Origin of the sequence: Oceanobacillus locisalsi, from assembly GCF_042675985.1 — a bacterium.
GTDB lineage: Bacteria > Bacillota > Bacilli > Bacillales > Amphibacillaceae > Oceanobacillus > Oceanobacillus locisalsi.
In genome coordinates, this window is record NZ_JBHTKK010000026.1 from 47,275 (window position 1) to 59,075 (window position 11,801).

Consider the following 11,801-nt stretch of genomic DNA (forward strand, 5'->3'; position numbering starts at 1 on the left):
CCAGGAAATACTCTTTTTCTTATTCTAACCTAAAAACACTTCACCTGAGCTATTTGATGAAGTGTTTTTAGATTCAATGTTTTATAGATTCCCCGATCCGTCTATCTCTTCTATCATATCTTGAAGCTGATTTCTTTCGGTGAAATGAATAATTTGTTCTAAGTCTAATAATAATATCAGTTCCTCATTTACGGTTGCGACACCTAATAAAAAGGTATCTTTTATTTCCCCTGCCAGCTTAGGGGCAGGTTTAATAGAGGCAGTTGGTATATCTTTCACTTCTGTTGCCTGATCCACAATCATGCCAATCTGCATCTCGTCTACTTGTACGACAAGTGTTCTTGTCTGATCTGTTATTTCGACAGCACCAAGATCCAACCGTTCACGTAAATCAATAATCGGTGTCATCATTCCGCGCATCTCTGTAACACCTTTTAGAAAATCAGGTGTACGTGGAATCTTAGTCAAAGATAATGCCCGCTCTATGGACACAATTTGCTGAACATGGACAGCAAAAATCTGCTCTTTTAATCGGAATATAATATGTTTATCTGTATCCATTCATTTTCCCCCTTTCCTGAACATGTCATCTATTCTATTAATGCATTCGGATCAACAATAAGAGCAACTTCGCCGTCCCCTAAAATCGTCGCTCCTGAAACAGCAAAAACTTCTCCAAGATAATTCCCAAGCGACTTCAATACCACTTCCTGCTGACCAATTAATTCATCAACGACCAGTCCTAATAATTTATCCCCTTTTTTAATAATGACAGTAGAATAGCGATCTGCTTCTGTATGATAATCTGGAACCTTCAGCACGTTCCCTAAGAACAAAACAGGAATAATCTTGCCGCGATAGTCAATCACTTCAGCACCTTGCGCATGCATGATCTTTTCTTTCGGAAGTATTACCGTCTCTAAAATAGAAGTTAATGGAATGGCGAATATTTCTTTTTGGACATGTACCAGCATCGTTGTCATAATGGATAAGGTTAACGGAAGCTGGATAGAAAAAATACTGCCTTTTCCTGGTGTTGTTGTAACAGAAATCTTACCGCCTAAAGCCTCTATCTTATTTTTAACAACATCTAATCCAACACCGCGTCCGGAAACATCGGAAATGTCATCCGCTGTACTGAAACCCGAGCTCATGATTAATGCAGCAACTTGATCATCTGTCAGCTCTTTGGCTTCTTGTGGTGTAATAATATGATTCTCAATCGCTTTTTCCGACACTTTTTCACGGTTAATCCCTGCCCCATCATCTTCTATTTCCACAAATACGTGATTTCCGCTGTGATAGGCATGTAATGTCAGATTACCTTCTTCCGGCTTATTATTTGACAGCCGCGTCTGCGGACTTTCAATACCGTGATCACAAGAATTACGGATCAAATGTACAAGCGGATCGCCAATTTCATCAATGACAGTACGGTCCACCTCCGTATCTGCCCCTTTTATTTCCAAGTTGATTTTTTTATTTAAATCCTTAGCCAACTGACGAATCATTCTTGGAAAACGATTGAAAACCTGTTCAATCGGAACCATCCGCATCGCAAGAATCAATGATTGCATATCTGAACTCACTCTGCTTAAATGCTCCACGGTTTCTCTTAAATCATTATTATCTATCGAGGAAACAAGTACCTCCAGACGGCTTCTGTCTATTACAACCTCTTCAAATAAATTTAATAGATTATCAATTTTATCGAGGTTTACCCGGATATTTTTAGAAGTTGCTTTTTTCCCGCTATTGGATACTGCCTCTTTTTTCTGTGATACATCTGTCCTTGGTTTATCTTTCTTGACCGGAACTTCAATTACCTTTTCACGGACGGGCTGTTTATCCACTTGCTCCTTTTCTGCGTCAACCGTTTCTTCTTTTACTGCATCTTGATGAGGAAGCGTATGATTATCTGTTTCCATGACATGTGCTTCTGCTTCTTCCACTTCTGACACATTTTTCACCGCTTTTATCACATCTTCCGGCGTTTGATCTGTCAGAAATAAAAGGGTAAATCCGGAATCAAATGTCCCTTCTTCAATTTCCTCCACTGTCGGAAAAGTGCGGATAATTTCTCCCATATCTTCTAATACTTCAAAAACCATAAACGCTCTGGCACCCTTGAGAATACATCCTGTTTCAAAAGTCACGGTCAGCTCGAAAGGAACCATTCCTTGTTCTTTCGCCTGCTGGATAACAGTAAGCTGAAATTCATCTAAATCGCCAGTTCTGAAATGCATTCCGGTATCATCTGGCTCTTCTTCTGTTACAGGGATCGACGCAGAAGAAACACTTTCTCCTTTTTCAATGGCTTCCAGTTTTTTTACATGCTCCCGGACATCTTTTTTACCGTCGCCCCCATTACGTACTGAATCAACCATATCTTCTAAATCATCAATGGCTAAAAATAACAAATCTATTATTTCTGTATCTGTCACTAATGCTTCATTACGAATCAAATCCAGCACATTTTCCATTTTATGGGTTAATGCGGCAATATCATCATATCCCATTGTAGCTGCCATTCCCTTTAACGTATGTGCAGAGCGAAATATCTCATGTACATACTCCAAATTAGAAGTGTCTTCTTCTAATTTCAAAATATTATCATTGATTGATTGTAAATGTTCTTGGCTTTCATCTAAGAAAATATCCAAATATTGTTGCGTGTCCATAAGACTTCCCCTCTATTCTATCTGCTTTCTAATCGTCATTTATTTCATCCGGCACATCAATCTCATAGTTAGGTAAAACCAACACCTCTACACGTCTGTTTCTTGCTCTGTCTTCAGCTGTATCATTGGGATAAGCCGGATCAAATTCTCCATATCCTTTCACACTGAACAATGTTGGATCAAGGTCTTCATTTTGCATCAGAATTTGCATGAAGTTCATCGCACGGTCTACACTCAGCTCCCAATTCGAACCAAAATCCGCATTATGTATCGGGACATCATCCGCATGACCGCTGATTACGACTTGATGCGGCGGTTCTGTATGTAATATTTGAGAAACATCTTCGGCAACTTGCCTGCCTTCCGGTTTAACTGCTGCACTTCCGGAATCGAACAGAATATCATTCCGCATCCGGACCATCAGCCCTTCTCCCGTCAGCTCTGTACCAAACTCTTCTGTCAAACCCGCGTCTTCAATATATACATTGATTTCTTCTTGAACCTGCCGGAGCCGGAGAAGTTCCTGTTCCCCTTCCAAATCCGCATCTTCCATTGCTTCTTCCTCTTCTTCGCTTCCTTCCTCATCATCCGTGCCTTCGTCTATATGATCACCATCATCCCGGCCTTCCTCCATATTGGGAGGAATCGGTTCTGAATCATACTCCAAAATGCCCGTTCCAGAACCGGCAGACAATTCATCACGGAAAACATTCGCAAGCTGTAAATACCTTTCTGAATTAACATCGCTGGAAGCAAATAATACAATAAATAATGCTACTAATAATGTTAATAAGTCCGAATATGGAAGCAGCCAGGATTCATCTACATGAGATTGTTTTTTCTTTTTTCTTCGTCTAGCCATCGCTATCCCTCTTCTGCAGTTCCGCCAGTTCTTTGGAGGAAAGTAAAGATCCTAATTTTTCCTGTACAATTAAACGTGAATCACCGGTTGTAATAGCCAGAACACCTTCCACGATTAATTCTTTTTGCAGTACTTCCTGCTTAGACTTTTCACGCAGCTTGTTAGCAAATGGATGCCATAGCACGTAACCTGTAAAAATCCCCAGCAATGTTGCTACGAAAGCTGCAGAAATAGCGTGTCCCAATGCATCAATATCAGACATATCCGCAAGCGCTGCAATCAGCCCGATAACAGCTCCGAGTACGCCCAGTGTCGGAGCATATGTACCCGCCTGTGTAAAAATAGCTGCTCCTTCTTCATGACGCTGCTCCATAGCTTCTATTTTTTCTACCATTACGTCTTTAATAAAATCAGGGGACTGTCCATCAATTGCCAGTTGTAGACCTGATGAAAGAAAAGCATCATTTACTTCACTTAACTGGTTTTCTAAAGAGAGAAGCCCTTCTTTTCGAGTTTGATCCGCCCAATCCATAAATAAAGTAATCAGCTCTTTGGAATCTGTTTGTTTCTCTTTAAAAAATAATTTTTTAAATAATGCCGGAACTTTTTTTAATGCATTTCCCGGAAAAGCAATTGTAACGGCTGCGATTGTACCTAATATAATGATAAGAAATGCTGCCGGCTCAAGTAATACAGTTATTTCTGCGCCCTTAAACACCATTCCTACACCGATAGCAACGATACCTAATATTAATCCTATCACTGATGTTTTATCCATTATGTATCCTCCCGTTTTCCATTGTACCTACTTTTAATATCGGTAAAATTCATAAATTATGAAGTCCATAACAAAGTAAATTTAACAGCAATCGACAAGTATTTTACATGAAGGCAATAAAAACAGGCTGTGCCGTTTCACACGAGCCTGTTTTTATTGCCTTCATATAATGTGATAGATAACAGCTTGATATGGTTTCAGTTTCCCATTTGCTGCTTCTTCATAATTATTGAGAAGTAATGTTAACTGGTTATCCTTCCATTTTTCCGGCAGTGTATAAGATGTTTCTTCTCCAAAAACATTTACCAGAATCAGCCATGACTCCTCTTGATAATGCCGTGTATATGCATAAATAGCTGGATGATCCTCGAGCACAAGTTGATAATCCCCGTAAATAAGTCCTTCATGCTGCTTTCGTAATGTAATCATTTCTTTATAAAAATGAAGAATGGAATCCGGGTTCTTTTGCTGTGCTTCCACGTTCACTGTTTCATAGTTTGGATTTACTTTTATCCATGGCGTTCCTGTTGTAAAACCGGCGTTTTCCTTCTTGTCCCACTGCATCGGAGTCCGGGAATGATCCCGGCTCGTCTTCGCTAAATCTGCCAATATTTGTTCTTCAGGAACCCCATTTTCCAGCTGTTCCTGGTAGAAATTGATTGCATCCACTGCATCATACTCTTTAATCGATTCAAACGGGGCATTGGTCATTCCTATTTCCTGCCCTTGATAAATAAACGGCGTTCCCTGCATCATAAAGTATAATACAGCAAAAGCTTTTGCCGAAGCCATATGATAATGCGCTGTATCTCCCCAGCTGGAAACAGAACGCGGCTGATCATGGTTTTCTAAAAACAATGCATTCCAACCGATATTCGCAAGCCCTTTCTGCCAGGTAGTAAACACACGCTTCAGCTCTTCTAAATCAAACTCCTCACCAGCTTCACGTCCCCAAAGATTGAGATGGTCAAATTGAAAAATCATATCAAACACGCCATGCTCTTCCCCAACCCAATCATCTGCCTGCGAAAGCTTTACCCCATTGGCTTCTCCAACAGTCATGATATCGTAATGATCAAGTGTTGCTTTCTTAAACTCCTGCAAAAATTCATGGATACCGTCCTGGTTCATATGCCCTTTAAAAGAAGGAACATACTTTTTCTGCTTCGGATTCGGCATATCAGGAAGCCCTGGTTTCTTTTTAATATGAGTGATTGCGTCCACTCGAAAACCATCAATTCCTTTATCCAGCCACCAATTCACCATTTTGTATAAATCGTTGCGTACTGCTTGATTTTCCCAATTTAAATCAGGCTGTTTCTCCGAAAAAATGTGCATAAAATATTCTTTTGTCTGCGCATCATATTTCCAAGCGGAACCTCCGAAAATCGATTCCCAGTTATTCGGCTCCTCTCCATTCTTTTTCCCGGGATGCCAAATATAATAGTCGCGGTATGGATTATCCTTCGATGATCTGGACTCGATAAACCAAGGATGTTCATCGGAAGTATGATTAATAACTAAATCCATAATCAGACGCATTCCTTTTTGATGTACTTTTTCCAAAAGCTCGTCAAAGTCAGCCATGGTCCCAAACTCTTCAGCAATCGCCTGATAATCGCTGATATCATAACCATTATCATCATTAGGAGATTGATAGACAGGACTTACCCAGATAACATCGATTCCTAAATCCTTTAAATAATCTAATTTAGCAATAATGCCTGGAATATCGCCGATACCATCTCCATTGGAATCCTTAAAACTTCTTGGATAAATTTGATACACTATTGCTTCTTTCCACCATGTTTTTTTCATATTCTCGACTCCCCTTCCTGAGTAACATGGAATGTTTTTTCATATTGCTGCTCAACTTTCGCACCTAAGAATAAGCATATAACTCTTGCTGTACCAGGATGAACATGATTACTATTATTATGCTTGCTTTGATTTCAATCATCCTGCTATTTTTTGAACAGGATATGGTGTGTAGCGACCGCTCCGGCCAAGCCCTCCGCTTTCCGACGTACAACGGTCCGCCGCAGCGGTAGCCTTACACTTTACCTTTGTTCCTATGGTAAGGAAGCTACTTTTTAAAGTGAACAAATTGAGTTACTGCAAATCACACCACAAAAACCAGAAAACACACATAAATCAGAACATTTATCATTACTCTCATCATAATCGTTATGGATAAGAAAGGACAGTCAAATGGATACCCTACCGTTAATGAATTGTCTCATCTGTCAAAAATTGAAAACTATAACAGAAACAAAAGCCTATTCTATTACGCAATATAGAATAGACTTTTGTTTCAATTACTCTAACTAAGCCCACCACATTGAAGCTGGAGGCTCTGTGATATTCACCTGTTTTAAATTTTGCACCGCTTTATGGAAACCTTCTTCAATCGACATAATCGGATCTTCATGTTCGATGCTGACCACATAATCATAACCATACGTCCGGAGCGCACTCACGATATCCGACCATTCTTTTACACTGTGCCCATATCCTACCGAACGGAAGCTCCAGGCCCGCGTCTGTACTTCTCCATACGGCTGCATATCGGTTAATCCATACATATTCACATTGTCCTGATCAATGTACGTATCTTTGGCATGGAAATGGTGAATCGCATCCGCTTTACCAAGAATCTTGATAGCAGCTACCGGATCGATTCCCTGCCACCACAAATGACTCGGGTCAAGGTTCGCACCAATCGCATTATTCGTTGCTTCCCGCAACTTCAGCATAGTATACGGTGTATGGACAAGAAAGCCAGCATGCAGCTCCAAACCAACTTTTACGCCATGATCTTCGGCAAATTGTCCTTGCTCTTTCCAATATGGAATCAACTTTTCTTCCCATTGCCAGTTTAAGATATCGGAGTATTCCGTTGGCCAAGGTGTTACCGGCCAATTGGGATATTTTGAGTCTTCATTGGAACCCGGCGTACCAGAAAATGTATTGACGACCGGAACATCCAGCATCTCCGCCAAACGCACCGTTTTGATGAATGTATCATGACTTGCTTTGGCATGTGCTTTATTTGGAGAAACGGGGTTATCATGACAGCTCAGCGCACTGATCGTTAACCCGCGTGATTCAACCTTATCTTTAAATTCCTTTCGCTTATCACTGTTTTCCAGCAACTCATCCATGGGACAATGAGCGTTTCCAGGGTTACCGCCCGTCCCTATTTCTACCGCATCCAATCCAGCACCTTTTACATAATCCAGCATGTCTTCTAGCTTTTTATCTGCAAATAAAACCGTAAATACGCCTAGTTTCATTTTTTTGGCCTCCCTTTAGTTAATCGAGATACTTTTACCCTGTTCACTGCTTTCATAAATGGCATCGATGACTTTCGTTACCAAGAGCGCATCTTTGGGATTGCTTTTCAATGTATCTTTCCCCAAGCATGCATCTACAAAATTTTGTGCTTGCAAAAAGGCCGCTTCCTGTTGATCTTCCTTCGTATCAGCACGTGTTTCCATCATTCTATGATGCTTCGGCTGATAGAATTCATAAGGGAATACATTTACCCCGCCGTTTTCGCCGGATATGGAAATATGTGTTTTATCCGCTTTGATATTTGCAGCCCAGGAGCATTCAAATAACAAGGTGCTCCCATCATCAAAACGAATATAGGCACTTACATGATCATCCACGTCCATCGCTTCATGATCATAACTTCCCCAATCGTTGACCTGATTTGGCTGCTTACTTAAGCGCTGATAAGTTTGCGCACTGACTTCTATCGGTTTGGAAGGTGCCAATAGCCAGAATGCGGCATCCAATAAATGACACCCCCAATCAATCAGGCTTCCGCCGCCTTGCAGCTGTTTGTTGATAAATACGCCCCAGCCCGGAACTTTCCTTTGACGCAAGGCTTGCACCCGCGTAACAATAGGCGCTCCTACTTCCTGCATCGATTCTTTGGCTAACATCACCGAATCCACAAAACGATAATGGTAGCCAATCATGAATATTTTGTTATTCGCTTCCGCCGCTTCTAACATCCGCTTTCCTTCATCTGCATTCATTGCCATTGGTTTCTCGCATAAAACATGAACCCCTTGATTCAAAGCGGCAACCGCTATCGGTTCGTGAAATTTATTTGGCGTGCAGATAGTCACAGCATCCACATGCGGAAACATTTTCAAATAATCCTCAAACACATTGGGAATCGCATTCTTCTCTGCCACTTCTTTGGCCCGCACAAGATTGACATCCTGGACCGCTACGATTTCAACATGTTCCGTCAGTGCCTGATAGGCGGGGATATGGCGGTTTTCCGCAATTCCCCCTACACCAATCAGGCCCATTCTTAACCTCTTCATGACCTGTCACTTCTCCAATGAATAAATTCTTTTCGTTTCGACTGATTCTAAGGCTCCCAGAATAATAGCCAGTGATTTCTTTCCTTCTTCCCCATCAATAAGAGGCGTGGTATCGTTCTGAATCGATTCAATAAAATGATCGATCACATGCGTTGTGGTCTGTCCGCCTTCATCGTTGGATTGAATGCCGCCAAGTTCATATTTGACTGTTTCACCATTCGCATACTGAGCGACCAGCGAATACGTTGGGTCATCTTCCAAACGTAATGTAGCTTTCTCCCCATAAATCACCGTGGAATTATCTTCTTTTGCTGTATACGCCCAGCTGGCTGCTAATGTTCCAATCGTGCCTTTCTCTGATTTGAGTATCAACGTCGCATTGTCATCAACATCAGCATCTTCTTTCGCACTTGTTTCCACGAATGCACCAACTTCTGCAAATTCATCCTGTAATACATAACGGATTAAATCTGCTTTATGCACGCCTAAATCTCCCATGGCGCCTATAAAAGCTTCATCTTTTTTAAAGAACCAGCTCTCTTTGCCGTCAGCGCTCCAGCCCTCTGGACCGCCATGCCCAAATGTTGTACGGAAGCTGTAAACCTTTCCAATTGCTCCCGATGCAATCAAGTCTTTCGCTTTTTGATGAGAGGAAACAAAACGCTGATTATGCCCAATCATCAATTTCTTTCCGCTCTGGTTCGCCGCTTCAATCATCTGATCTGCTTCCTCCGCAGAAGTTGCCATTGGCTTTTCGCAAAGGACATGTTTGCCGGCATTCAGTGCATCGACACTGACTGGCGCATGCAAGTAATTTGGCAGACAAACACTGACAGCATCAATGTCATCTTGTTTCAACAGTTCCTTATAATCTGTATACGCTTTTGCTTGGTATGTTGCAGCCGCTTCTTCCGCCCGTTCCTGGACAATATCACAAACTGCTGTGATTGCTGCATGTTCATTTGCTGCATATTCCGGCAGATGGCGATTTTTTGCAATACTGCCGCATCCGATAACTGCTATTTTTAGACTCATTTACTTCTTCCTCTCTACTTGGATTTATTTTTCAATAGGTTGATAGTTTCCATACGTATGTTTTGGTGTATCTTGATTCTTCGCCCACTCTACGGCATTTTTGATCACTTGTTGGACCTCAGCCTGATGGTACGTCGGATACGTTTCATGACCAGGACGGAAATAAAAAATCCTTCCCCGGCCGCGCTTGAATGTCGCACCGCTTCGGAAAACTTCTCCACCGGTAAACCAGCTGACAAAAATTAACTCATCCGGTGCTGGAATATCAAAATGCTCTCCGTACATTTCTTCTTTTTCAATTTCAAAATACTCGCCGATTCCTTTGGCAATTGGATGCGATGGATCCACATTCCAGACACGTTCGGTATCATCGGATTCGCGCCATTTTAAATCGCAGCCTGTACCCATAAGCGTTTGAAAGATTTTAGAGAAATGGCCGGAATGAAGCACAATTAATCCCATGCCGTCCCATACACGCTGTTTTACACGCTCTACAATAGCATCCTGTACTTCATCATGTGCTTTATGTCCCCACCAGACCAAGACATCTGTATTGTTCAACAATTCTTCCGTTAAACCGTGCTCCGGCTCGTCTAATGTTGCGGTTGTTACGTCATGCCCTGCTTCTGATAAAAAGCCGGCGATTGCTCCATGGATTCCATTTGGGTAAATGGAGGCAACGGTTTCATTTGTTTTTTCGTGGCGATTTTCGTTCCATACTACGATATTCATGTTTGTACCTCCTTGGTTGTCTTATTTGCGTAAATTTCCAGTTAAGCCCTTTAACAGAAAAACAATTTTCACAGGTGTTAACCCTTTCATTTGCAAATAGTCTAATTACTATAATAAAGGATTTTCAATAAACTGAACATAAATGATATAATCAAAACATGAACGATTTGATTATAAAAGGAGTAAAATATGAGAGTTAACTTTTGTGGATATTCATATCATAACCAATTATTTCACACCATGCATAAATCTCGTTATGCTGCTTACCTGTTTCGATTACAAATCGAAGGAAAAGCAAAAATCAAAGTAAATAATGAAACGCATCATGTTGAAAAAGGCGACCTATTAATTGTGAAGCCAGGAGAAGCTTATGAACTACACGTAACAGGAGGCCAACAAAGTGGTGACTATAGCTTATATTGTGAAGGAGAAGAAGTTGACCAGCTTTTTCGTGATAGGCCTGTACTTTCAAAAATTGCTATAGACCATACTGTGTTAAATTTATGGCAGTCTCTTTTTATTGAAGAAAGAAGACCGGAAAAAGAGAAAAATAATAAATTAACTCACTATCTGCTAAGTGCACTTTGTGTAGCTCTTGAGCGCTCACTGGATAAGAAATCAACAGACATTAACAGACCTTATATTGTTACCAAGATGATGCGCTATATTGAAGAGAATGCAACAAACCAAGACTTCATGATAAAAGATATTGCAAATTATTGTGATATGAGCGTATCAAGGTGTGTCCACCTTTTTAAAGAATATATTGGACAAACAATGGTTGAATATGCACAATCGATTCGGATTTCTACTGCAATCAATCAGATGAAATATACAACAATGACATTAGAAAACATCGCTCAAAACTGTGGGTTTGGCTCCTATTCGTATTTTCATCGTGTTTTCAAGAAATTTCAACTTGTTTCTCCTAGAGAATATCGTGAGAAAATGTTTGAATCTTAATCTTAACAGGCAAGTTTGCTTGACTCCTTTTCTAGAATTTTAATCAAATAGAAAATTAATTTTAACACAGTGCAACTGGCTGTAAGATCCCGGCTTAAAGAATACAAAAAATAGAAAATTCTAAACAGATAACTTTCAGCCAGTAATAACCCGGTTCATTCAGGAGTCTTTTGAGAGAATTCATCAGTTCTTCTTCTATAGATGTATCATGAAGAAGAATTATTAAATGATGAAGGTTGACACTATATAACTCGAAATAAATGACTTCATTTTTTTACACTAGCGTTGCATAAAAAAATAAATGAAAAAGCAAGCAATGTGATTTGTAAATTTTAATTTATTATTGTAATTTTCAGATATAAATGGTGTTTTATTTTGAAAAAAAGACAATGGGTACGAAAGGT

Annotated in this window: 10 protein-coding genes; 1 reads left to right on the plus strand and 9 read right to left on the minus strand. The window is 40.4% G+C overall.

All coding sequences use genetic code 11. From position 1 onward, the window contains the following. Window positions 1-81: 81 nt before the first annotated feature. The 9 genes from ACFQ19_RS17030 to ACFQ19_RS17070 all read right to left on the minus strand — a co-directional run bounded on the left by ACFQ19_RS17030 (window position 82) and on the right by ACFQ19_RS17070 (window position 10,434). Window positions 82-561, minus strand: coding sequence for a chemotaxis protein CheW (locus tag ACFQ19_RS17030; protein WP_379593862.1), 480 nt, complete (start codon window positions 559-561; stop codon window positions 82-84). A gap of 29 nt (window positions 562-590) precedes the next feature. Continuing rightward, window positions 591-2,681 carry a chemotaxis protein CheW gene (locus tag ACFQ19_RS17035; RefSeq protein ID WP_379593863.1) on the minus strand — a complete coding sequence of 697 codons (2,091 nt, stop codon included), beginning with the start codon at window positions 2,679-2,681 and terminating at the stop codon, window positions 591-593. Between the two features lie 28 nt (window positions 2,682-2,709). Continuing rightward, window positions 2,710-3,543 carry a flagellar motor protein MotB gene (gene motB, locus ACFQ19_RS17040; protein WP_379593864.1) on the minus strand — a complete coding sequence of 278 codons (834 nt, stop codon included), beginning with the start codon at window positions 3,541-3,543 and terminating at the stop codon, window positions 2,710-2,712. Continuing rightward, on the minus strand, window positions 3,536-4,321 hold the full coding sequence (gene motA / locus ACFQ19_RS17045; protein ID WP_379593865.1) for a flagellar motor stator protein MotA: 786 nt from the start codon (window positions 4,319-4,321) through the stop codon (window positions 3,536-3,538). Before motA ends, motB begins: the two co-directional genes overlap by 8 nt. Window positions 4,322-4,483: 162 nt before the next feature. Next, window positions 4,484-6,139, minus strand: a complete 1,656-nt coding sequence (locus ACFQ19_RS17050; protein WP_379593867.1) for a glycoside hydrolase family 13 protein — start codon at window positions 6,137-6,139, stop codon at window positions 4,484-4,486. A 509-nt stretch (window positions 6,140-6,648) separates the two neighbouring features. Next, window positions 6,649-7,617: a sugar phosphate isomerase/epimerase family protein gene (locus ACFQ19_RS17055; RefSeq protein ID WP_379593868.1), complete on the minus strand. Its 969-nt coding sequence runs from the start codon at window positions 7,615-7,617 to the stop codon at window positions 6,649-6,651. 15 nt (window positions 7,618-7,632) lie between these two features. Then, window positions 7,633-8,667: a Gfo/Idh/MocA family protein gene (locus tag ACFQ19_RS17060; RefSeq protein WP_379593869.1), complete on the minus strand. Its 1,035-nt coding sequence runs from the start codon at window positions 8,665-8,667 to the stop codon at window positions 7,633-7,635. A 6-nt stretch (window positions 8,668-8,673) separates the two neighbouring features. Further along, the gene (locus ACFQ19_RS17065) at window positions 8,674-9,702 is read right to left on the minus strand and encodes a Gfo/Idh/MocA family protein (protein ID WP_379593870.1); all 1,029 of its coding nucleotides are present in this window, start codon (window positions 9,700-9,702) and stop codon (window positions 8,674-8,676) included. A gap of 24 nt (window positions 9,703-9,726) precedes the next feature. After that, window positions 9,727-10,434, minus strand: a complete 708-nt coding sequence (locus tag ACFQ19_RS17070; RefSeq protein WP_379593871.1) for a ThuA domain-containing protein — start codon at window positions 10,432-10,434, stop codon at window positions 9,727-9,729. A 189-nt stretch (window positions 10,435-10,623) separates the two neighbouring features. Between ACFQ19_RS17070 and ACFQ19_RS17075 the strand changes: the two genes are divergently transcribed. Further along, window positions 10,624-11,397, plus strand: coding sequence for an AraC family transcriptional regulator (locus ACFQ19_RS17075; RefSeq protein WP_379593872.1), 774 nt, complete (start codon window positions 10,624-10,626; stop codon window positions 11,395-11,397). Window positions 11,398-11,801 lie beyond the last annotated feature (404 nt).

Excerpts from the sequence above, each read along its gene's own strand:
- ACFQ19_RS17030 (WP_379593862.1), bottom strand. The coding sequence starts at position 561 with ATGGATACAGATAAACATATTATATTCCGATTAAAAGAGCAGATTTTT.
- ACFQ19_RS17035 (WP_379593863.1), bottom strand. The coding sequence starts at position 2,681 with ATGGACACGCAACAATATTTGGATATTTTCTTAGATGAAAGCCAAGAA.
- motB (WP_379593864.1), bottom strand. The coding sequence starts at position 3,543 with ATGGCTAGACGAAGAAAAAAGAAAAAACAATCTCATGTAGATGAATCC.
- motA (WP_379593865.1), bottom strand. The coding sequence starts at position 4,321 with ATGGATAAAACATCAGTGATAGGATTAATATTAGGTATCGTTGCTATC.
- ACFQ19_RS17050 (WP_379593867.1), bottom strand. The coding sequence starts at position 6,139 with ATGAAAAAAACATGGTGGAAAGAAGCAATAGTGTATCAAATTTATCCA.
- ACFQ19_RS17055 (WP_379593868.1), bottom strand. The coding sequence starts at position 7,617 with ATGAAACTAGGCGTATTTACGGTTTTATTTGCAGATAAAAAGCTAGAA.
- ACFQ19_RS17060 (WP_379593869.1), bottom strand. The coding sequence starts at position 8,667 with ATGAAGAGGTTAAGAATGGGCCTGATTGGTGTAGGGGGAATTGCGGAA.
- ACFQ19_RS17065 (WP_379593870.1), bottom strand. The coding sequence starts at position 9,702 with ATGAGTCTAAAAATAGCAGTTATCGGATGCGGCAGTATTGCAAAAAAT.
- ACFQ19_RS17070 (WP_379593871.1), bottom strand. The coding sequence starts at position 10,434 with ATGAATATCGTAGTATGGAACGAAAATCGCCACGAAAAAACAAATGAA.
- ACFQ19_RS17075 (WP_379593872.1), top strand. The coding sequence starts at position 10,624 with ATGAGAGTTAACTTTTGTGGATATTCATATCATAACCAATTATTTCAC.